Here is a 21,320-nt window from a genome sequence, read left to right as displayed (position 1 = left end):
GACCCTCGGGCCGGCGCCCTCAAGGGCAGCATGACCATCACTTTGAAAGGTTTTCATGAGGAGTTTTTGGCCCGTCCCGAGACGCGCAATTTCTCGCCGGGAGGGATGACCGGGCCAGTGAGTCGCGAGGTGGTTTCGGTGATTGCGTCACCGAGATCTTCGGACTGCTTTCGCATACAAACCAACCGGGGACGGGAACCCCGGACGGTCGCGAACTGCCATTTCGCCGGGTTCCTTCACCCGCCTACGAGGACAGTCACCCAAGGCTCAGGTTCTGGCGGCCAGCCGCCAATCAAGTGCAGCAAGGACCAATCCTCCGACAGGTCCTTGCTGCACCTGCCCCAGCTCGCCACGGCAAGCTGGGGCGGCGACGGGCTCATCGCCAGAGCGCCCGAGCAATGGCCCGGATACTCAGCGCCACCACCAACCGAGCAAGTTCGGCTAACTGTCCAGCGTCGGGCCAGGGGCCAGCTCGTGCGGCACGAAGCGCACCATGATGGCCTTGAATCCGGGGGTGTTGGATTCGCGTGCCACCAAGTCGCGGTGCACCAGCGCATTGGCCTCGGGGAAGTAGGCGGCGGCGCAGCCCTTGGCGGTCGGGTAGGAGACCAGCCGGAAGCGGTTGGCCCGGCGCTCCGTGCCACCGAAGGTGGAAATGACATCCACCAGCGCCTTGTCCTCCAGACCGAGCTCAACGAGGTCCTGCGGGTTGATCAGGATGACCCGGCGCCCGTCCTTGATGCCGCGGTAGCGGTCATCCAACCCGTAGAACGTGGTGTTGTACTGGTCGTGGCTGCGCATGGTCTGCAGGACCAGGTGGCCCTGCGGCGCGTAGAGCGCCTCGAACGGCGAGACCGTGAACTTGCCCTTGCCGATGTCTGTGGCGAAGGACCGGGTGTCGCGCGGCGGGTTGGGAAGCACGAAGCCGTTGCGCCCCCGCACCCGCTTGTTGAAGTCCTCGAAGCCCGGCAGCACCCGGGAGATGTGGTCGCGGATGACGTCGTAGTCCTCGGCCATGGCCTTCCAGTCGACCGGGTGGTCCTCCCCCAGAATGGCCTGGGCCATGCGTGCCACGATGACCGGTTCGGCGAGCAGATGCTCGGAGACCGGCTTGAGCCGGCCCTGGGTGGAATGGACGACCGACATGGAGTCCTCCACGGAGAGGAACTGCGGTCCGCCGAAGTGCTTGTCGTCCCGGTCGGTGCGTCCCAGGGTGGGCAGGATCAGCGAGGTCTGCCCGTGCACCACATGCGAGCGGTTGGGCTTGGTGGAGATGTGAACGGTCAGCTTGGCGCGCTGCATGCCCGCTTCCAGCGCCTCGGTTTCCGAGTTCGCCAACGCAAAGTTGCCGCCCATGGAAACGAAGACATCGACTGCGTCCCCTTCAAAGGCGTGCAGCGCCTCGGTGGAGTCGTAGCCGTGCACGCGCGGGGAAGCGATGTTGAATTCGGCATCCAGGGCCGCCAGCAGGGCCTCGCCGGGCTTTTCCCAGATGCCCATGGTCCTGTCGCCCTGGACGTTGGAGTGTCCGCGCACCGGGCAGGCTCCGGCTCCCGGCTTGCCGAAGTTTCCCTGCACCAGCAGGAGGTTGATGATTTCCTTCAGCGTCGGAACCGAGTGCGGCTGCTGGGTCAGGCCCAGCGCCCAGCAGAAGATGGACGCCTTGGACTTGATGAGCAGGTTGGCCACGGTGGTGATTTCGGCTCGGGTGAGCCCGGTGGCTTCCTCGGTGGCTTCCCAGTCCAGGGTGGAGCGGGCTTCCTTGTAGGCCGCGTAGCCGTCGGTGGCCGAGTCGATGAACGCCTTGTCGATCACCGTTCCGGGGTTCTTGGCCTCGGCCTCGAAGATCAGGTGGCCGAAGGCCTGGAAAAGGGCCAGGTCCCCGCCGACCTTGATCTGCAGGAAGTGGTCGCTGATGTCATCGGCGCGTCCAAGCATGCCCTTGACGGCCTGGGGGTCCTTGAACCCGAAGAAGCCCGCCTCAGGCAGCGGGTTGACCGCCACGATGTGCGCGCCGCGCTTGCGGGCGTCGGCGAGGGCCGAGAGCATCCGGGGGTGGTTGGTACCGGGGTTCTGGCCAATGACGAAGATCAGTTCGGCGTGCTCGAAGTCCTCGAGGGAGACGGTGCCCTTGCCGATGCCGATGGTGGGGTTCAGTGCGGAGCCGGAGGATTCGTGGCACATGTTGGAGCAGTCGGGCAGGTTGTTGGTGCCCAGCGAGCGGGCCAGCAACTGGTACATGAACGCCGTCTCGTTGGCGGTGCGCCCGGAGGTATAGAACACGCACTTCTCCGGAGTGGTCGCGTTCACGTGCTCGCCGATGGTGGCAAAGGCCTGCGCCCAGGTGATGGGCGTGTAGTGGCTTTCGCCCTCGCGGATGATCATGGGTTCGGTGATGCGGCCCTGGGAGCCGAGCCAGTATTCGGTCTTCTCGCGCAGCACGTTGATCGGGTACTTGGCCCACCACTCGGGGGTCACCGTGCGGGCGCTGGCTTCCTCGGCGATGGCCTTGGCGCCGTTTTCGCAGAACTCGGCCGGCTTGCGGGCACCGGTGATGGATTCGGGCCAGGCGCAGCCCGGGCAGTCGAAGCCGCCGCGCTGGTTGATGCGCAGCATCGATCGCACGGTGCGACTGACACCTGCAGCGGCGAAGCCGCGTTCCAGGGACACCATGACGGCCTTGACCCCGGCCGCGCTGCGTTTTGGCTCGGTGACCAACAGGTCATCCTCGTTGGTGTCCTGCGTTGGGGCTGGCCGATGCATTTATCCTCCACGTCGATGTGCGGTGTTGTTGACCGTAGTCGCGCGCGTGCCTGAAACGGGGGTGCCCGATTCGTTCTAGGAGCCGGTCTTCACCCTGTCGGCATGCGTATACAAGTTCACCGTACTACCCCGGGAGAATGCCGCAAGCGTCAACCCGGTTTCATCGGCCAGTTCCACTGCCAGCGAAGACGGTGCGCTGACGGCCGACAGCACCGGAATCCCTGCCATGGCGGCCTTCTGCACCAATTCGAAGGATGCGCGTCCCGAAACCTGCAGGATGGTGTCATGAAGCGGTAATTTTTGCTCGCGCAGCCGGGCCCCGATGACCTTGTCCACCGCATTGTGCCGTCCCACGTCCTCGCGCAGCACCAGCAGCTCCCCGGCGGTGGTGAACAGCCCGGCGGCGTGCACTCCCCCGGTGGAGCTGAAAAGGTTTTGGGCGGCGCGCAGGGTGTCGGGCAATCCCAGCAGCACCTTCACATCCAGGTGGCCCCGGGCGGGGTCCAGCGGGTAGGAGGATTTCTTGGAGACCTCGTCAATGGAGTTGGTGCCGCAGATCCCGCAGGCCGAGGAGGTCACCACGTTCCGTGCCGCGGAAAGGTCCGGCGCCTGGGCGCCGAAGCCGACCTGCACGTCGATGACGTTGAAGGTCTGGTTGCCATCCTCGTCGGTACCTGCGCAGTAGCGCATGGAGACCAGGTGCTCGGTGCGGCTGATGATTCCCTCGGCGAGAAGGAAGCCGGCGACCATGTCGAAGTCGTCGCCGGGGGTGCGCATGGAGGTGGTGAAGGAGGCGCCGTTGAAGCGTATTTCCAGGGGTTCCTCGACCGCGAGTTTTTCCTCGCGGTCGATCCGTGCGCCGTCCAGCGTTGCGCGGACGACGCGCCTGCGGGCTATTTTCCGTCCCATGTCCTTATTGCCTTCCTTGCCTTGGCCGCGATCCGCGCCCCGCGCGGAGCGGCGACCGCCCACTTACCAAGGTAACCGAAGATAGGGCACCGGGGCGCCGGCAGTGGCGCCGTCGGGACCGACCACCAGGATGGCGTCCGCAGCGGCAAGGCCGCGCAGCATGGCCGGCGCCACGTGCTCCGCCGGTGCCAGCAGATCGGGGCCGATGCCGCCGTCCGCCGGGACCCAGCGGGCCGGGACGAGCCGGGTCCGGCCCGGCAGCCGGGCGAAGTCGGTGGCCGAGGGCGCCGATCGGAGTTCTGCCAATTCGCTGCCGCATGCCCCGCGCAGGATCGGGTCAACGAGCGTTGCCACGGCCATGAGCGCCGCCAACGGGTTCCCGGGCAGGGCCACCAGCACGCGGTTTCCGGGCAGGACCGCGACCATTGAAGGGTGGCCGGGGCGCATCGCGACCGAGGAGATGGCTTCCGTACCGCCAATGGCCCGCACCGCGGCGCGCACGAAGTCGCGGTCGGAAAACCCGGTGCCTCCGGTGGTCACCACGAGGTCTGCGGCCCGGGCGTCGTCACCGTCAATCGCCTCAATCGTGGCCGCAAGGGTGTCTCCGATGCGGGCGCTGCCAACAACCCTGCCGCCGAGGTCGGCGATGACCTGGGGCAGCACCGGGGAGAACCCGTCACGGACCTGTCCGGGGGCCGGGCGCCCGGAGGTGATGACCTCGTCCCCGGTGAACACCAGATGCACGGCCGGGACGGCCGCGACCGGGATTTCGTCGTGGCCCGCCACCGCCGCGGTGGCGATGACGCCGGCCCGCAGCAGGGTGCCGGCTACCGCCAGCAGCTCCCCCGCGGAGGCCTCGGTGCCGGAGGGCCTGATGTCGGTGCCTGGGCGCAAGGTCCGCTCGCTGGAGAGCCTGGAGCCCTGAAGCGTCGAGTGCTCGACGCGCAGGATGGAGGTGGCGCCCTCGGGGATCAGTGACCCGGTGACCACGGCGGTGGCCTCTCCGGCGGCGAGGACCACGCGGTCCCCGGCTCCGGGATTGGCGGCCAAAACCTTGAGCAGTCTCCATGGTCCGGGGCCGTTGACTGCGTAGCCGTCCATGGCGGAGGTGGCGCAATGCGGCATCGGGTATCCGGCCACCAGGTCGGCAGCCAGGATGCGCCCGCCGGCCAGGTGCAGGGGCACGGTTTCGGGGGTGCCGGCAATCCGGGCGCCCAGCGCATGGGCATCATTGCGCGCCGCGGCCCACTGGTGGTCTTCCACGGTGCCTGGGCTAGGCGTTGTCGGAGGAAGCGGCGCGCGCGGCAAGTACCGCGCGGGCCAGCGAATCGGCCGAGTCCATGGCGAGTTTTTCGCCGGACCGGGCGCTGCCGACGGCGAGGCCTGCCGCATAGCCGGCCAGGTAGGTCGTCAGCGGGGCCGCTGGACGGACAATGGTGTGTGCGGCAACCCCTGCAAGCGAAAGCACCTGGTCAATGTCGACCTGGGTGTCGGTGAGTTCAAAGGCCTTCAAGAGTTCCTTGACCCATTCCTCGAGTTCGGCTGCAGGCATGGTGCATTCTCCTTGTCAGTGGCCGTTGGCCACCGCTATCCCGTGCCGCCCGGCATCCCCGGGCGTGTCGATGTCGCTGAAGTCCGCGTCGGGAAGCTTCAGGCGTTCCATCTGCACTGTAGCAAGCAGACGCATCATTGACGCATTTTCGAGACTTCCGCGGGGTTCGGCCGCCTGGTCGATCGCCTGGCGCAGGGACGAGGTGAGGATGGCGCAGGAGAGGGTCTGGAGCACGCCGGCGGCATCTTGCGGCACCCACGACTCGATGCCCTCGGCAGGCCTCTCGGTCGCTGCAAGCAGGGCGGCCACCACCGGGCCGGGATCCAATAGGTCCGATGCCAGCACCACTGTCAGTTCGGATGCCTGGTTCTGGCGCTGGGCGCTCTCGTCGTCGGGGCCGTCGTCCAGGGCGGCCCGGCCGGCGGCGACCGCTGCCGCAGGACCGGCAAAGGTGGGGTATTCGCGGGTGATGACCACGCGCTGGAAATCCGGTGCGGTGTCCATGTACCTGGTGACGGCCTCGGCCAGCGCATGGGCGCCGACCACCGCAATGGCCTGGGCGTCGCGGACGGCGTTCAGCGAATGCTCAAGCAGCGTTTCGCCGCGGTGTTCAAGTAGGGGCTTGCTGACCCCGCCCAGGCGGGATCCGCGGCCTCCGGCCACGATGATCGCATCGAATTTCATGCTGCACTCCGTAAGAAGGGACTCCAGGCTTCCGCGGGGCGCTCAAGTTCGGTGATGAACCATTGCGCGCCACGCGGTCGGCTAGGGGCGAACCGCAGCTTCCAGCCCAGCTGTGCAAGCGTCCGGTCTCCCTTGGCGCTGTTGCAGCCCTGGCATGCCGCTACTAGATTCTCCCACGAATCCTCCCCGCCGCGGCTCCGCGGCACGATGTGGTCAATCGTGTTGGCGCTGCGCCCGCAGTAGCCGCAGCGGTGCCCGTCGCGGCGCAGCACGCCACGGCGTGAGACGTTGATGGTGTTGCGATACGGAAGACGGATGTACCGGTTCAGCAAAATCACCGTGGGCCTGGGCATCACCTGGTTCACTCCGACGACCGGGTCGCGGTCGTCGTCGGCAAGGACGGTGGCCTTCCCGGTGAGGACAAGGAGAAGTGCCCGGCGGAAGGTGATGACCGCCAGCGGTTCAAATCCTGCATTCAGTACTAGGGTTCGCATGCGCGCATCCTTAGATCCTGACCCGGCGCAACAGAGGGACCCGTCCACGACGGAAGTCCCTCACGGTGGCGCACGCGGCACTCGGCTTTGGCTCCTGTGCCCTAGCCTAAAACAAGAAACCGCCGTTTTGCGCGCTTTTGGTGGAAACCAGTCGAAATTGCCACCATAATTTTCCCTGCCGTACACCGCGTGCACATGTCGCGGATCAAGGAGTTCCGGCCTCGGGCAAGTCCCGTCGCCGAAGGCACCCGGGTCACCGGCCGGGGATGAAGCGACCCGTGAAACGTCCTGCGTCGTTGGACGAATGCTCGACACCGGCGGTGCTGGAGACCCATATCTCCTTCCCGCCTGTGCCCAGCGCGACCGCGTCAACCACGCCTGTGGTCCGGGCGCCCTCCTTCCAGCTCACTCCCCCGTCGGCGCTGGTCCACGCCACGTTGCCCGGGGTGAAGCCCACGGCCGTTTGGCCTGCCAACGCCACGTATTGCAGCACCGGAGCACCCGGAACCGGCGCGCTGAAGGTCTTCCCGTCGTCGGTGGAACGCCAGATTCCCTGTTCGGTTGCTGCAAGCACGATGCTCCCGTTCGGGTCGGCCGCCAATGTTGCCGGCTGGATCCGAGGGTCGAGCGCCCGCCAGTTTTTGCCGTCAGCGGTGGAGCGCAACATGCCGTCGAACCCGATGACCGCATTCCTGGAGACCGTGAGCGCGTGGAAGTCGGAGATTCCGGAGCGCGAGAGGGTTTCCCAGGTGTTGCCCTTGTCCGTGGAGCGCATCAGTCCCACCGGGTTATCCAAGTCGGTTCCGGGGCCAGGGTGCCCGGAAGCATAGAATCCGTCGGCGCCGAGGCTGAATCCCATCCAGTCCACGAGGGGGCCGATACGCCTAGCGGGGCTCACCGACACGTCGTAAAGCCCTTCATGGGTGGCAAGCAGAACCTGGTCGTTTCCGATGGCGGCCATGCCGTGTACGTGCGCACGGGGATAGCCTTCGACCAATACGGTGTCGCCACTCGGCGAGGTCGCCGGCATTTGCGAGGTTTCGGGTGCCGGCAGGGAAGGTGTGCCGGCCGTTGCTGTTGGGGAGGCCGGCGCGGAAGTGCAGCCAGTCAGGGCCAGCACCCCGATGAACGAGAGCGGCAGGAGAATGGATCTCGTGTCGGGAAGCAATTTCACGGCTACGGGTCCCGACTACTTCTTCAACATTTCGCGCATCTGGCTGATCTCGGCGTTCTGGGCGGAGATGATCTCCCTCGACAGTTCAAGCACCTTGGGGGCCTTGCCGGATGCCAATACCTCTTCGGCCATTTTTGTGGCTCCCAAATGGTGTTCAATCATTTGCTGAAGGAAGAGCTCCTCGGCCTGACTCCCCTGGGCTGACTTGAGCGATTCAAGCTCGGCCGCACCGAGCATGCCGTCCATCTCCGTCTCGTGGCCCATCGTGCGAGGTTCTCCCCAGGCCGTCAGCCACGATTCCATCAAGGCAATTTCGGGAGCCTGGGCATCCTTGATTTCGGTAGCGAGCGAGTCCAGTTCCGGACCCAGCATGTCCTTGTCCAGCATGATCTCGCTCATCTCCAACGCCTGCTCGTGGTGCGGGATCATCATCTGCGCAAACATCGTGTCGGCACTGTTGTGGGCCTGGCTCGTAGCTTGCTGTGAGGCTTCCATACCGGAAGCGTGATCCCCACCGGCATGATCCGTACCGGCAGGCGTGCAGCCTGTCAGAAGTAGTGAGCCTGCCATGAGCGCAGCGGAAATCGACAATGTGGTTTTGGTGTTTTTCAACGGCTTTTCCTTGCTTAGGATGAGAAGTATGGTCCGGTTTGATGGCCGACAATCTCATCTTCGGCAGATTCCGAGCCGCTGTGGCGGGGGCGCGGGTGGGATGCGTTCCAGCCGCGAAAACAGCCTACGGTGCCGGTTCACGGGCCAGGCGCGCGATGCCTTGGTTCCCATGGCGCGGCGGGCAAGCTTGAAGGCAAGCAGCATGAGGCCCAATGCACAGGCACCGGCACCGGCGCATTCGCCAACCCCCTGCACGTGCCCCAGCACCTGCAGCATCCGCTGCGGTTCGACAAGTGGCGGGGAATCGGCGGCGGCAGCCGCGTGATCGACACTTCCATGGATCTCGCCGTGGGTTTCATGTGCTGCGGCCGATGTCCAGGCCGCGCCGAAGACATGCATGGAGAACAGGCCCACAAAGAATGCGCAGAACAAGAGCCATCGAAACCTTGGTCGCCCTGACCTAGACTCGGTGCTTGGCTGCAACATTTTCACATCAATCACCCTATACCCGTCAGGGGTATACTTCCATCGAGTTTCCCGCGTTAACCAACAAGGCCTCCGGTCGATCCGCAAGGATCGGCCGGAGGCCTTGGAACGCTTGTGCTTAGCCCTTGAGGGTGTAGTAACCGTAGAGGGGGTTGCGAGTGACGTCGTGGAGCATCGTGTCGACGGTCGGGTTCTGCGCGCCGATCATCTTGCCGCCACCGAGGTAGATGCCGACGTGGCCGCCACCGTTCTGGAAGACCAGATCACCCGGCTTCGGGGAGCTGGTGCGCACGAACTGGCCCGAGGCGCGGATGGCCGAGGTGCCACGGGCGATGTTGATGCCGTGCTGTGCGTATACGTACTTCACGAAGCCGGAGCAATCCCAGCCGGACGGAGTGTTGCCGCCCCATACGTAGGGAACGCCGACGTACTTGGCTGCGGTTGCCGCGATGCCCGAGAGGTTGGCGGTGTTCATCGAGTCGCTCTTGACCGCTGGGGCACTGGAGGTCGTCGGGGTGCTTTCGCGGTTCGAGCGGGTCATCGGCGCGCTGGCGTCCGAGTTGCTGCTGGAACGGGTCACCGGAGCGGTGTCGTTGGAGCGCGGGGAGACCTCGTTGGCCACGGCGATGACGACCGGAGCCGGTGCCGGCTTGGAGGTGAACGCTGCGCGTTCGATGTTCAGGTCCTTGGCTTTGGAAGCCGAGACCGAGACGGCCTTGACGGCTACGCGCTCTGCGGAAAGGCCTTCGACGGGAACCGCACTTGCGTCGCGGGAAACATCGCCCTGGGCCGGAACGCCCAAGGTCAGAACCAGGCCTGATGCGGCTGCAATGACTGCTGCCTGACGGCCAACCGATCCAGCGTTCGAGGCGACTGCCTTCGAGATGGATTCGAGTGGGTTGGTCCGAACCGGGGTCGCGCGGTGGCGGCCCAATGCTTGACGTGTAGTCACGTAGTAATGCCTCTCCTGATGCCTGCGAGGTGAGCTGTCGGGTTCGAGTGGGAGTCACTCGGCAATCCGGCCGCTAGGCCGAACTACTTAACCCCAAGGCTTCCTGGTGTGGAAACCGAAAGTGGGTCCCCCGCCACTGCCAAACGAGTTTTGAACGGACACCGTGGGCTGGCAGTGCTCGGCACTTCCCGCGGCGGTGAGCAGGATTGTTCCCTGATCACTTACTTAGAATATATGAAGCGAATCCAAAAGTCACGTTCTGGTCACGGAACGGTGACAATTGCCGTTATAACCAGCCCTCGGGGTTTACCCATTTGCCGTTGACGATGACCTCAAGGTGCAGGTGGGGGCCGGTGGAGTTGCCCGTGCTGCCGCTCAAGGAGACGACCTCGCCGCGCTTGACCTTTTGTCCCACGGAGACCTTCAGGGCCGAGTTGTGGTTGTAGCTGGTGTGCAAGCCGTTGCCGTGGTCGATTTCCACTCGGAAGCCGGAGTGGCCGGCCCAGGCGGCCTGCACGACGGTGCCGGCGGCGCTGGCCTTGATCGGGGTGCCCATCGGAACGGCGTAGTCCAGGCCGTTGTGGTTCATGAACCCAGGGCCGGTCGGATTCTTGCGGTGGCCGAAGCGCGAAGTCAATCGGATGCTGTCCACCGGCTGGGCCAGGACCCCGCCGGCGGCGATCCGGGTGACGTCTCCACCGGCAGCGGTCATGACCGTTGCCAGCTTGTCTTCCTCGGTGAATTCACTGGTCAGCGAGGCACGCTCGATCTTGACCTCTTCATTGGCCGGGGCCTTGACGTCGACTACGACGGACTGGGCGACGCGCTCGGTCCCCGCGGTTGCCGTCTCGGCGTCCTTCGCGGGTGAGGCTGCGGCGAAAGCCAGGCCGGACACGGCGGCGACTGCGGCAAGCTTGTGTGTGAAACCAAGGCGGGGGCGCTGCGTCCGGGGCGCGAACTTCAGGACATTGTCCAGTTCGTCGGCTTCGGCCGGAGCGGCAATCGGTGCGGCGGGCGCAACCATGGAGACGGGGATTTCGGTGGCGGCAATGGCTGCCGCATCCGGGGATGCACCGTAACGCAGGCCCGCGACAAAGCGGCGGCCGGTGTACTGCATGGCATCCTGGGCCTCAACGGATTCCGGGACGGCGCTCAGGGCGCGTCGACCGGGACGTCGAGAATTGTTTTCACCGCTCAGTGCGGTGTCCACGATCTGCTCTAGTGAACCTTCAGCAGGCGAAGCATCAACGGGTCCGGACGCACGACGGCGGCCGGGAGTGTGCTGCTGAGTCAAATGTCAACCTCTCATGTATCGCCTGCGAAGTTAGCTGTCGGATTCGAGTCATGAGATCAACTCGGCAGAGCCCACTTAGGTGGACTCAGCTTCACCCCAAGATCCATGGTCCAAGACCAGGAACGGTTGAATGGGTCCTCCGCCCCTACCGGGAATTCTGACTCCTCGATCCGCCGGTAGGGTTATGCGAACCGGATCGGGACTGGATTACATAAGTGCAACCCAACTCGAAACACTACCGGGGTTTATGCCAAAGTTACAATTCCGTTATCAATCCATGCGGCGGACAAACACGTGGGCGCTGACTTCGGTCGGAAGCTCCAGCGCGCCCTCGATTCCCTGCACCCGAACGACCACGTATTCGCCGGCCCTTTCGAGGGTGACTAGGGCTCCCGGGCGGATGCCCCCCTCATCTAGCTGCACCAGCAGCTCGGGTTCCACTTGAATGGTTTCTGCCAGGCGCTCAACCCGGACCGGGCCCAGGTTTCCGTCAATCAGGGCCGAATCGAGACTTTGGACACCTACGGAGATTTTCCCCAGTTCAGGCCCGCCCAGGGCCTCGAGCCCGGGGATCGGGTTTCCATAGGGAGAGGACTCGGGCGAGCCGAGCAACTTGTACAACCGCTGCTCCACGCGCTCGCTCATCACGTGTTCCCAGCGGCAGGCTTCCTCGTGGACGTACTCCCACTCCAGGCCGATGACATCTGCCAGCAGGCGCTCGGCCAGGCGGTGCTTGCGCATCACGCCGGTGGCAACCTCGGCGCCATGCGTGGTCAGTTCAAGGTGGCGGTCGGTGGTCACCACGACCAGCCCGTCCCTTTCCATGCGGGCCACCGTCTGGGAGACCGTGGGCCCGGAGTGCCCAAGTCGCTCGGCAATGCGTGCGCGAAGGGCGATGATGCCCTCTTCCTGGAGTTCCAGGATGGTGCGCAGGTACATTTCGGTGGTATCGATCAAATCTGACACGTTTGCAGCTCCCGCATGGGTTGATTGTTACAAGTGCTCACTACGCTTTCCACTCTACCCGCGTTCACATTGGCGACTCGTTATTACACAATGGACCCCGGAGTGCGCGATTATTGAACCACTGGGCACCCTCAATGCGCATCGATTTGCGGCATCGGAAGTGTCTAAAGCGTAAAAACCCCTTATGAGGAGCAACATGAGCACCGGCGTGACTATTCCCCAAGATCTTTTGCCCGTCGACGGCCGATTTGGTGCAGGACCCTCCAAGGTCCGCCCCGAGCAGGTCCAGGCACTCATCGACGCAGGCACGCAGCTTCTGGGAACCTCGCACCGCCAGGCCCCGGTGAAGAACCTGGTCCGCGACATCCAAGAGGGACTCAAGACCTTCTTCAACGCCCCGGCGGACTACGAAGTGGTTCTGGGCGTGGGCGGCTCCACCGCGTTCTGGGACATCGCCGCATTCGGCCTGGTCCGCACCAAGGCCCAGCACCTCTCCTTCGGCGAGTTCGGCTCGAAGTTTGCCGCCGCCACGAACAAGGCCCCGTTCCTGGAACCGTCCACGATCATCGTCTCCGAGCCCGGCACCCGCCCGGTCCCCGTGGCCGAAGCAGGCGTCGATGTATACGCTTGGCCCCAAAACGAGACCTCCACGGGCGTTGCAGCGCCGGTGCACCGCGTCGAAGGCGCCGATGAGGGATCGCTGATCCTCATTGATGCGACCTCCGCCGCCGGCGGCCTGGACGTCGATGTCTCGCAGGCAGACGTGTACTACTTCGCCCCGCAGAAGAACTTCGCCTCCGACGGCGGCCTGTGGATCGCGCTCTTCTCCCCCGCGGCCATCGCCCGGGCCGAGGAGATCGCCGCGTCCGGCCGCTGGATCCCCGACTTCCTGAACCTGAAGACGGCGATCGACAACTCGCGCCTGAATCAGACCTACAACACCCCGGCACTCTCCACCCTGGTCACGCTCAACGCCCAGGTGCAGTGGCTCAACGCCAACGGAGGCCTGGCATTCGCCGCAGCCCGCACTGCCGACTCCGCCTCACGGATCTACGACTGGGCCGAGGCCTCCGAGGTGGCGACCCCGTACGTCACCGCCCCCGAGGAACGCTCCAACGTCATTGCCACCATCGACTTCGACGATTCGATCGATGCCGCTGCGGTGGCCAAGACGCTGCGCGCCAACGGCGTGGTGGATGTCGAACCGTACCGCAAGCTCGGCCGCAACCAGCTGCGCGTGGCGACCTTCGTGGCCATTGAGCCCGAGGACGTCTCGGCGCTGCTCAAGTGCATTGAGTACGTGCTGAAGAACAGCTAGTTCCCTCGGGGAACAATCGCGGGCGCCGCCCGGGCACGGTATCGATCCTGTGCTCGGGCGGCGCCCGCTTGGTTTTTGGCGGCCGGTTGCGTCCGGGCCAACGGCAAAGGGAAGGGGTGGCGATCTGGTGATCGCCGCCCCTTCCCTTTGCGTTCCAGGGGACAAATCCCCCGGTTGGTTATTCAGCTATTTGGCGTCGTCATCCGCGTCGGCGGGCGCTTCGTCCGAGGCGGCTTCGTCCGCCGGGACCTCGGATTCCCGATCGACCTCCGGGGATTCGTCGTCCGAGGCTGCCGGGCTGGACCCGTCGGTGGCCTCGGAATCGGCATCGCCACCGGTGCCGTCTGCCTCGGCGGAGGCTTCCTCGGCGGCGCGGCGCTCGGCGTCCATTTCCTCCGGGCGAACGCGCTCTGCCCACGGCACCCAGGCCGGGGCCAGGAGTGCATCCTCGCCGGGAAGGATCCCAACCTCGCACACCGTGAGGTCCTTGGCCTGGGCACGCGGGATGCGTGTCAGCGTCGCAAACCAGCTCCAGCCCTCGTAGCCCGGGAGCAGCGCTTCGAAGCGGTGGGTCACCAGGCGTTCGCCGTCGTTGACGGCATCGATGTATTCACCAATGCTGGCTTCGTCGGTGATTTCCAGCAACGCCGTGCGTGCATGGTCCACGGCCTTGGCCAGTGTCGTATCGAGTATTGCTTTGCGGACCATGGGATCAGGCATCCAAATCATCAGCTACGGCGCGCAGCACTGCTGCGACCTTGGCACCCTGGGCTTTTTCCGGGTAACGGCCCCTGCGCAGTCCGTTGGAGACCGAGTCGAGCACCTTGATGAGGTCCTCGATCAACACGGCGGTGTCCTCGGCCGGCTTGCGCTTGGCACGGGCCACCGACGGCGCGTCATCAATGATGCGAACGCTCAAGGCCTGGGCTCCCTTGCGGCCTTCGGCGACGCCGAATTCCATGCGGGTACCTGCACGCAGCTCGGTCATTCCCGCGGGCAGCGCCGAGGCATTCAAATACACTTCCTGGCCCTCGTCGGTTACCAGGAACCCGAACCCCTTGGAGGGTTCGTACCATTTCACTTTGCCGGTTGGCACGTCTAGCTACCTCGTTCTTGCGTCTCAATGGGGCAACGACAGGGGGTCAAGAAGGTTCCGCGTTCCCATTTCTGGCGATCTCCCGGCGCGAAACCACGCAGTCCGTCCCCCGACGGGGGCTTGCGGGCGGGTTCATGCGTCCGGGGAAGTCTATATCTTCTAGGGTACGACATCAGCGGCTTGGACCCTTCCCACCGCCGGGATCGGGAGCCCATTGTGGTTGTTTCGCAGGTGCGCGGTAGTTTTAAGGGGTGAACACCACCGCCGACACCCCAGCATCCCAACGCATCCTGACCTTCCTGGCCGGGGGCATTGCCATCGTCTCGCTCGCCGCCCTGGCCGTCATCCTCATCCAGTACGCGATGCAGCTGGCCCCCGCACCTGTGCTTATTGCCGTGTCGCTCTACGGATTGCCGCTGGCATTCATCCTGCTCATGGCGATCCTGGTGCTGAACTTCCGCGAGCGCCGCCGCTCCCGCTAGCGCACGCCGGATAACCGGACCGGCTCCCCGCCGGCTCCGGGCATCTTGGGGGCGTTCATCGGGTCGGGAACCCTTGCCCGCACAAGAAACACACAGGGTTCTTACAGATAGCGGTTGCAGACTGGTATTCATGAATGCCAAAACCCCCGAAGCAAAGCTCCTGGTCGTCGACGACGAACCAAACATCCGTGAATTGCTTTCCACCTCCCTGCGTTTCGCGGGCTTCGAGGTGGTTGCCGCGGCCAACGGCCGCGAGGCCCTGGCAGCCGTTGAGGCCGACACCCCCGACCTCGCGGTGCTCGACGTGATGCTCCCTGACATGGACGGCTTCACCATCACCCGCCGGCTGCGCGCCGCGGGCAAGCACTTCCCCGTGCTCTTCCTGACCGCACGCGATGACACCGAGGACAAGGTCACCGGGCTGACCGTGGGTGGGGACGACTACGTCACCAAGCCCTTCAGCCTCGACGAGGTCGTGGCCCGCATCCGCGCGGTGCTGCGCCGCACCCAGCCGGCCGAGGAGGACAGCGCGGTCATCCGGGTGGATGACCTCGAGCTGGACGACGACGCACACGAGGTCCGCCGCTCGGGCGAGGTCATCGAGCTCTCCCCCACCGAATTCAAGCTGCTGCGCTACCTGATGATGAACCCCAACCGGGTGCTGTCCAAGGCGCAGATCCTTGACCACGTATGGGAATACGACTTCAATGGTGACGCCTCCATCGTGGAGTCCTACATTTCCTACCTGCGCCGCAAGATCGACTCGCGCCCCGAGTGGCCCTCGTTGATCCAGACCAAGCGCGGTGTCGGCTACCTCATGCGCACGGCCGACCGCCGCTAAGACGAAAGGCCGGTTCCCACACGTGGAAAGTGCCCGCAGATTCTGGCGACAGGTGTCGTTGCGGACCAAGCTCGTGGCGCTCATGAGCGCCCTGATGATTGCGGGCATCGGGGTCACGGCGGTCGGCTCCGCCCAGTCGCTGCGGCTGATGCTCACCGCGCAGCTGGACACGGACCTGAAGTCCAACAGCGCGACCATCACCGCCACCATGCTCAACGACTATGCGGGCATTGCCGACATCAACCCCAAGTCCAACGGGCTCGCCCGTTTCTACGGGGACCTGCGCAACGAGTCCGGCGACATCCTCTACACCATGCCGCGCAAGGCCGCCGCGGACAACGAGCCGCTGGATGCCCCCGCTGTCGACACCGAGGCCATAGGGCGGATGCGGGACGACCCCGGTGCCTCGATCTCGACGCGCGGCACCACCCTGGGCTCCGCCGGGTGGCGGGTGCGCATCGTGGATCTGCCGCGCACCGACTACGACCTCGTATACGCCCTCCCGATGACCTCGGTGCAGGACACCGTCACCAAGGCCACGATGCTGGTGATGTCCACCGGCATGCTTGCCACGCTGTTGATGTCGATGATCGCCTACGGAATCACCACCCGGGCACTGCTGCCACTGCTGCGCGTCGAACGCACCGCCGCTGCCATCGCAGCCGGGGACCTGTCCCGCCGCGTGGAGGACTACCCTCCGGAGACCGAGGTCGGCCGGCTCTCGCGCTCCCTGAACGCGATGCTGGCGCACATCGAGCACGCCTTCCGCGGGCGGGCCGCCTCCGAACGCAAGATGCGCCGGTTCATCCAGGACGCCTCCCACGAACTGCGCACCCCGCTGGTGACCATTCAGGGGTACTCCGAGTTCTACCGGCAGGGCGGGCTGAACGACCCGGAAATGCTGCGCACAGCCATGGGACGCATCGAGGCCGAGTCCAAGCGCATGGCCCAGCTCGTCGAGGACCTGCTGACCCTGGCGAGGCTCGACGAACAACGCCCGCTGGACCGCAAGCCCATCGACCTGCTGCTGCTGGCCGGGGACGCGGCCGAGGACACCCGGGTCAATGCGGTGGACCGCAGGGTGCGCCTGATCGGCCTGGACGGCGGGGCCCCGCAACCGGCACCAACCAGCGGGGACGAGGCCAGGCTGCGGCAGGTCGTGGCCAACCTGATGACCAACGCGCTGCGCTACACCCCCGAGGGCAGCGACATCGAGATCGCCGTGGGAGTCAAGCCTGTCATCGACGGGAGATCCGACGCGGTGCTGGAAATCCGCGACCATGGCCCGGGCATCTCCGATGACGACGCGGGGCGGGTGTTTGAGCGGTTCTACCGCGCCGATTCCTCGCGCCAGCGCGAGACCGGCGGCACGGGGCTGGGGCTTGCAATTGTCGCGGCGATTGCCGCGCAGCACGACGGATCCATCCGGCTCAGCGACACCCCCGGCGGCGGCGCCACGCTGTCGATCCACCTGCCCTGGGTCAAGCCCGAGGACGACCCGGACGAGGATGCGGACGAGGACTGAGCCTGCGGCATTTGGCGTTGTCCACACCCCGTTGCGGCCCTCGGTCCGCGGCGGGGACCGTGCCCTAGCCTGAGGGCGGAGGCACGCATCCATGGCGCGCTTCCCTCCGGGTCACGCGCGGGATTGCCTGCCGCGGCCCGGTGCCAATCCGCCATTGCACGGGAGTGAAGCCAATCATGAGCACCTTTGCCGCCAACACCAACGAAATGCAGGCCCGGTCCATGAACCTGCATGCCACCATCGAGCGCGTCCGGGCGGAGGTGAACTCGCTGACCTCCTCGCTGCAGGACCTGCAGGGCACCTGGCAGGGAGCGGCCTCGGCCAATTTCCAGTCCGTGGTGGCCGACTGGCGCAACACCCAGGCACGCGTCGAGGAATCCCTGTCCTCCATCGGCACCGCGCTGAACCGCGCCTCGGTGCAATACGACGAGGCGGAAGCCGCCAACGCGTCCCTGTTCACGTACTGACCTTTCCGGGGCCGGTTGCCCGGACGGGGTGCGTGAGCGTATTAGTCTGGGGACGTGTCCATCCTCATTGATCCCCCGTTCTGGCCGGCCCACGGAACGCTCTTTTCGCATCTGGTCTCCGATGCGTCGCTGGGAGAGTTGCATGGCTTTGCCCGGGACCACGGCTTGCCCGAGCGTGCCTTCGACCGCGACCACTACGACGTGCCGCAAGAGCGCTACGACGATCTGGTCGCGGCCGGCGCCGTCCCGCTCCCGGCCACCGAGCTGGTGCGCCGGCTCATTGCCTCGGGGCTGCGCGTGCGCGCCAAGGAGCGCCCCGAACGCCTCGACGCGGTGCTGGCCACCCGCTGGGACGCCCTGGGGCTCGGTGCCCCGGAGCTGGGCCGTGAACTGCTGGCTTGCTGGAGCCAGGAGCAGCGCTTCTACCACGACCGGGCCCACCTGCTGGCGGTCCTGACGGCCCTGGACACCCTGACCGGCGGGAGCGCGGCGAGGAAAGCTCACCTGCCGGTGTACCTGGCTGCGTGGTTCCACGACGCCGTGTATCGCGGCACGGCAACGGATGAAGAGGACTCGGCGGCACTGGCCGCAGCACGCCTGCCGGAGCACGGCGTCGCCGGGCCCGTGGTGGGCGAGGTTGTCCGCCTCGTCCTGCTGACCAAGACGCACAAGCCCGCACCGGGAGATGCTGCCGGCGCCCTGCTCTGCGACGCGGACCTGGAGGTCCTGGCCCGCCCGGCCGCCGCCTACCGGCGATACACCGCCGCGGTGCGCCGCGAATACGCCCACGTGCCGGACGCCGACTTCGCCCGCGGGCGCTCCGCGATCCTGCGCGGTCTGTTGGACGGAGGTTCCCTCTACGCGGGCGAACGGGGTCGGGAGATGTGGGAAGAGGCCGCCCGGGCCAACCTGTCGGCCGAGCTCCAGGATCTGGAAGCCGTGGCGCAATAGGAGTCGGTCGTTGGCGGAACCCCTACCGCCCCAGTGCTGCGGCCCACAGCGGTTCGTGTTCCCTCACGAACCGCGCGGCGCCTGCCCAATGGCTGCCATGCCCGCCGGCGAACATCGCGCCCCACGGCTGGAAGTCGCTGCGATGGGCCTCTTGGAGGAAGTCGTGCATGGCCTCGGTCCGCTCGCCCATTGCCCCGGGCAGTCGGGCGCGCAGCTCGGCGTCGGCCCGGTAGCCGTCAACAACCAATGTCCGCAGCCGCGCCGCCGCCTGGGCGGGGTCCTCGCCGGCGACGAGGAAGGCAAACGACTGGGCAGCGTAGGCCAGATCCCAAAGCCGGGTGCTTGGCCCGGCGCCGTCCCAGTCAATGAAGGCCTGGTGGTCCCCGTTCACCAGGTTCCAGGGGGCGAGGTCGTTGTGGCAGATCAGCTCCGCGTGGGGAACCGGGATCAGGGCGGACCAGGAGTCGTCCGGGGATCGCTTGAAGTTGCCGGCTGCGTCGTGGATCCGCCGGATCCGGTGCCCAACCTCCTCCAAGACCACCAACGACAGGGGCCGGTCATGGGGCGCGGGTGTCCCTGGAACAAATTCCGTGACTTGTCGGCCTTCCTGGTCCCGGCCCAGTGGCCGAGGGACCTCGGAGAGCCCCTGCTCGCGGAGGTGGGCCATGAACCGTTGAACCGATGGCGTGCTTTCCAGCCAGGGCTTGCGCACCGTCCCGCCCACGCGCACCACTTCCTCGGCGGCATTCCCGCCGGCCAGCGGCTCTTCGAATTCGGGCATGGCCCCATACTAATCCGGCTCAAACGCGCTGAAGGAACGAACCATTGCGGTCGCGTCCGTTTCGCCCGGCGCCCTGCCTTGTTAAAGCCGAACGCCGCCTTCCCCGTACGGTGCACCGTCCTCCCACAAGGGGAATTCGGTACACCGCGGGAAAAGCGGCTTTCGGTCTCAGCTAGGTACTGCTAACGCACGAAGGCGCGGTGTGGCAAGGGGGATTAGAATCCGCCCATGCCGCCCATGCCACCCATGTCGTCGCCACCCGGTGCTGCTGCGCCGGCCGGGACCGGCTTGTCAGCGACAACGGCCTCGGTGGTCAGGAACAGACCGGCAATGGAGGCGGCGTTCTGCAGTGCAGAGCGCGTGACCTTTACCGGGTCGTTCACGCCGGCTGCGAGGAGGTCCTCGTAGACGCCGGTGGCTGCGTTCAGGCCGTGACCTGCGGGCAGGCCCTTGACCTTGTCGGCGACAACGCCCGGCTCCATGCCGGCGTTGAAGGCGATCTGCTTCAGCGGAGCTTCGATGGCAACGCGCACGATGTTCGCACCGGTTGCCTCGTCGCCCGTGAGCTGCAGCTTGGCGAACGCAGCAGCGCCGGCCTGGATGAGGGCCACGCCGCCGCCGGCGACGATGCCTTCTTCAACGGCAGCCTTGGCGTTGCGCACTGCATCTTCGATGCGGTGCTTGCGTTCCTTGAGCTCAACCTCGGTTGCGGCACCAGCCTTGATGACTGCAACGCCGCCGGCCAGCTTGGCCAGACGTTCCTGCAGCTTCTCGCGGTCGTAATCCGAATCGGTGTTCTCGATTTCGGCGCGAATCTGGTTCACGCGACCGGCGATCTCCTCGGCGTCGCCCGCACCCTCGACGATGGTGGTCTCGTCCTTGGTGACAACAACCTTGCGAGCAGAGCCCAGCAGGTCGATGGTGGCGTTTTCGAGCTTCAGGCCGATTTCCTCGGAGATGACCTGGCCACCGGTGAGGATGGCGATGTCGGCCAGCATGGCCTTGCGGCGGTCGCCGAAGCCCGGAGCCTTGACGGCGACGGACTTGAACAGGCCACGGATCTTGTTCACGATCAAGGTGGCAAGGGCTTCGCCCTCGATGTCCTCGGCGATGATCAGCAGCGGCTTGTTCGACTGCATGACCTTTTCAAGGATGGAAACCATGTCCTTGACGTTGGTGATCTTCGAGTTGACGATCAGGATGTACGGATCCTCAAGGACCGTTTCCTGGCGCTCGTTGTCGGTGACGAAGTAGGCCGAGATGTAGCCCTTGTCGAAGCGCATGCCCTCGGTGAGCTCAAGCTCGAGGCCGAAGGTGTTCGACTCCTCAACGGTGATGACACCTTCCTTGCCGACCTTGTCCAGTGCCTCGGCGATCAAGGCGCCGATTTCGTTGTCACCGGCGGAGATCGATGCGGTGGCGGCGATCTCTTCCTTGGTTTCGATTTCCTTGGCGGAAGCCAGCAGTTCGACGGTGACGGCCTCAACGGCCTTCTCGATGCCGCGCTTCAGGGACAGCGGGTCGGCGCCGGCGGCAACGTTGCGCAGGCCTTCCTTCACCAGTGCCTGGGCGAGGACGGTTGCAGTGGTAGTACCGTCGCCAGCGACGTCATCCGTCTTCTTGGCAACTTCCTTGACCAGCTCGGCGCCGATCTTTTCGTAAGGGTCGTCCAGCTCGATCTCCTTGGCGATGGAAACACCATCGTTGGTGATCGTGGGGGCGCCCCACTTCTTTTCGAGGACGACGTTGCGTCCACGCGGGCCGAGGGTGACCTTGACGGCGTCGGCGAGGATGTTCAGGCCCCGCTCAAGACCGCGGCGTGCCTCTTCATCAAATGCAATGATCTTGGCCATAACGGCAGTAGTCCTTTCGGGACAGTCGTTAAGAATGAACCTCGCTGCAGTGCCCGCGACGGACGATCCTTCACCGGCGGCCTCTGTATGCCGCGGCTGGGGATCTCACTCCAGCTAGGT

At 65.7% G+C, this 21,320-nt stretch carries 22 protein-coding genes and 2 riboswitches; of the genes, 6 read left to right on the top strand and 16 right to left on the bottom strand.

The annotated features are described in order from the left end of the window. Positions 1-441: 441 nt before the first annotated feature. The 12 genes from ACLQ7E_RS11300 to ACLQ7E_RS11245 form a co-directional block, all read right to left on the bottom strand. Positions 442-2,763 (bottom strand): FdhF/YdeP family oxidoreductase, encoded by a 2,322-nt coding sequence (locus ACLQ7E_RS11300; protein ID WP_411732673.1) that lies wholly within the window; start codon positions 2,761-2,763, stop codon positions 442-444. 75 nt (positions 2,764-2,838) lie between these two features. After that, the gene (gene fdhD, locus ACLQ7E_RS11295) at positions 2,839-3,672 is read right to left on the bottom strand and encodes a formate dehydrogenase accessory sulfurtransferase FdhD (RefSeq protein ID WP_411732672.1); all 834 of its coding nucleotides are present in this window, start codon (positions 3,670-3,672) and stop codon (positions 2,839-2,841) included. A gap of 63 nt (positions 3,673-3,735) precedes the next feature. After that, positions 3,736-4,935 (bottom strand): molybdopterin molybdotransferase MoeA, encoded by a 1,200-nt coding sequence (locus ACLQ7E_RS11290; RefSeq protein WP_411732671.1) that lies wholly within the window; start codon positions 4,933-4,935, stop codon positions 3,736-3,738. Positions 4,936-4,945: 10 nt separating this feature from the next. After that, positions 4,946-5,224, bottom strand: coding sequence for a DUF6457 domain-containing protein (locus tag ACLQ7E_RS11285; RefSeq protein ID WP_411732670.1), 279 nt, complete (start codon positions 5,222-5,224; stop codon positions 4,946-4,948). A 15-nt stretch (positions 5,225-5,239) separates the two neighbouring features. Then, positions 5,240-5,908, bottom strand: coding sequence for a molybdenum cofactor guanylyltransferase (locus ACLQ7E_RS11280; RefSeq protein WP_411732669.1), 669 nt, complete (start codon positions 5,906-5,908; stop codon positions 5,240-5,242). Beyond that, positions 5,905-6,402 carry an HNH endonuclease gene (locus tag ACLQ7E_RS11275; protein ID WP_411732668.1) on the bottom strand — a complete coding sequence of 166 codons (498 nt, stop codon included), beginning with the start codon at positions 6,400-6,402 and terminating at the stop codon, positions 5,905-5,907. The genes ACLQ7E_RS11280 and ACLQ7E_RS11275 overlap by 4 nt, the downstream gene beginning before the upstream one ends. A 253-nt stretch (positions 6,403-6,655) precedes the next feature. Then, positions 6,656-7,576 (bottom strand): F510_1955 family glycosylhydrolase, encoded by a 921-nt coding sequence (locus ACLQ7E_RS11270; RefSeq protein WP_411732667.1) that lies wholly within the window; start codon positions 7,574-7,576, stop codon positions 6,656-6,658. Between the two features lie 15 nt (positions 7,577-7,591). Next, a complete protein-coding gene (locus tag ACLQ7E_RS11265; protein WP_411732666.1) occupies positions 7,592-8,188 on the bottom strand; it encodes a DUF305 domain-containing protein in 597 nt (198 codons plus the stop codon). Between the two features lie 54 nt (positions 8,189-8,242). Next, positions 8,243-8,620, bottom strand: a complete 378-nt coding sequence (locus tag ACLQ7E_RS11260; RefSeq protein WP_411732665.1) for a hypothetical protein — start codon at positions 8,618-8,620, stop codon at positions 8,243-8,245. 172 nt (positions 8,621-8,792) lie between these two features. After that, on the bottom strand, positions 8,793-9,626 hold the full coding sequence (locus ACLQ7E_RS11255) for a C40 family peptidase (RefSeq protein WP_411732664.1): 834 nt from the start codon (positions 9,624-9,626) through the stop codon (positions 8,793-8,795). 5 nt (positions 9,627-9,631) lie between these two features. Further along, a riboswitch (cyclic di-AMP (ydaO/yuaA leader) is annotated at positions 9,632-9,793 on the bottom strand. Between the two features lie 119 nt (positions 9,794-9,912). After that, positions 9,913-10,836, bottom strand: coding sequence for a M23 family metallopeptidase (locus ACLQ7E_RS11250; protein ID WP_411732663.1), 924 nt, complete (start codon positions 10,834-10,836; stop codon positions 9,913-9,915). A gap of 87 nt (positions 10,837-10,923) precedes the next feature. Next, positions 10,924-11,093: riboswitch (cyclic di-AMP (ydaO/yuaA leader) on the bottom strand. 97 nt (positions 11,094-11,190) lie between these two features. Further along, a complete protein-coding gene (locus ACLQ7E_RS11245; protein WP_411732662.1) occupies positions 11,191-11,886 on the bottom strand; it encodes a metal-dependent transcriptional regulator in 696 nt (231 codons plus the stop codon). Between the two features lie 196 nt (positions 11,887-12,082). Here ACLQ7E_RS11245 and serC point away from each other — a divergent pair, with 196 nt between their 5' ends. Further along, positions 12,083-13,204 carry a phosphoserine transaminase gene (gene serC / locus ACLQ7E_RS11240; RefSeq protein ID WP_411732661.1) on the top strand — a complete coding sequence of 374 codons (1,122 nt, stop codon included), beginning with the start codon at positions 12,083-12,085 and terminating at the stop codon, positions 13,202-13,204. Between the two features lie 186 nt (positions 13,205-13,390). On the opposite strand, the gene ACLQ7E_RS11235 is transcribed toward serC, so the two are convergent. Both ACLQ7E_RS11235 and ACLQ7E_RS11230 read right to left on the bottom strand, forming a co-directional pair. Then, positions 13,391-13,912 (bottom strand): DUF3027 domain-containing protein, encoded by a 522-nt coding sequence (locus ACLQ7E_RS11235; protein WP_411732660.1) that lies wholly within the window; start codon positions 13,910-13,912, stop codon positions 13,391-13,393. Positions 13,913-13,916: 4 nt separating this feature from the next. After that, positions 13,917-14,300, bottom strand: coding sequence for a cold-shock protein (locus ACLQ7E_RS11230; RefSeq protein ID WP_411732659.1), 384 nt, complete (start codon positions 14,298-14,300; stop codon positions 13,917-13,919). A 251-nt stretch (positions 14,301-14,551) separates the two neighbouring features. Between ACLQ7E_RS11230 and ACLQ7E_RS11225 the strand changes: the two genes are divergently transcribed. The 5 genes from ACLQ7E_RS11225 (at position 14,552) to ACLQ7E_RS11205 (ending at position 18,566) form a co-directional block, all read left to right on the top strand. After that, a complete protein-coding gene (locus tag ACLQ7E_RS11225; protein ID WP_411732658.1) occupies positions 14,552-14,782 on the top strand; it encodes a hypothetical protein in 231 nt (76 codons plus the stop codon). A gap of 130 nt (positions 14,783-14,912) precedes the next feature. Further along, positions 14,913-15,623 (top strand): response regulator transcription factor, encoded by a 711-nt coding sequence (locus ACLQ7E_RS11220; protein WP_113762776.1) that lies wholly within the window; start codon positions 14,913-14,915, stop codon positions 15,621-15,623. A 52-nt stretch (positions 15,624-15,675) separates the two neighbouring features. Next, complete coding sequence (locus tag ACLQ7E_RS11215) at positions 15,676-17,148, top strand: ATP-binding protein (RefSeq protein WP_411732657.1); 1,473 nt, start codon at positions 15,676-15,678, stop codon at positions 17,146-17,148. Between the two features lie 176 nt (positions 17,149-17,324). Then, positions 17,325-17,615, top strand: coding sequence for a WXG100 family type VII secretion target (locus ACLQ7E_RS11210; RefSeq protein ID WP_113762778.1), 291 nt, complete (start codon positions 17,325-17,327; stop codon positions 17,613-17,615). Between the two features lie 54 nt (positions 17,616-17,669). Then, on the top strand, positions 17,670-18,566 hold the full coding sequence (locus tag ACLQ7E_RS11205; RefSeq protein WP_411732656.1) for a DUF4031 domain-containing protein: 897 nt from the start codon (positions 17,670-17,672) through the stop codon (positions 18,564-18,566). A gap of 22 nt (positions 18,567-18,588) precedes the next feature. On the opposite strand, the gene ACLQ7E_RS11200 is transcribed toward ACLQ7E_RS11205, so the two are convergent. Continuing rightward, positions 18,589-19,347 (bottom strand): phosphotransferase, encoded by a 759-nt coding sequence (locus ACLQ7E_RS11200; RefSeq protein ID WP_411732655.1) that lies wholly within the window; start codon positions 19,345-19,347, stop codon positions 18,589-18,591. Positions 19,348-19,562: 215 nt separating this feature from the next. After that, a complete protein-coding gene (gene groL / locus ACLQ7E_RS11195) occupies positions 19,563-21,200 on the bottom strand; it encodes a chaperonin GroEL (RefSeq protein ID WP_411732654.1) in 1,638 nt (545 codons plus the stop codon). Between the last annotated feature and the right edge of the window lie 120 nt (positions 21,201-21,320).

It is taken from the genome of Paeniglutamicibacter sp. (assembly GCF_046714615.1).
Taxonomy (GTDB): domain Bacteria; phylum Actinomycetota; class Actinomycetes; order Actinomycetales; family Micrococcaceae; genus Paeniglutamicibacter.
The sequence above is the reverse complement of the archived record's forward strand: the minus strand, read 5'-3'. Positions and strand labels throughout refer to the sequence as shown.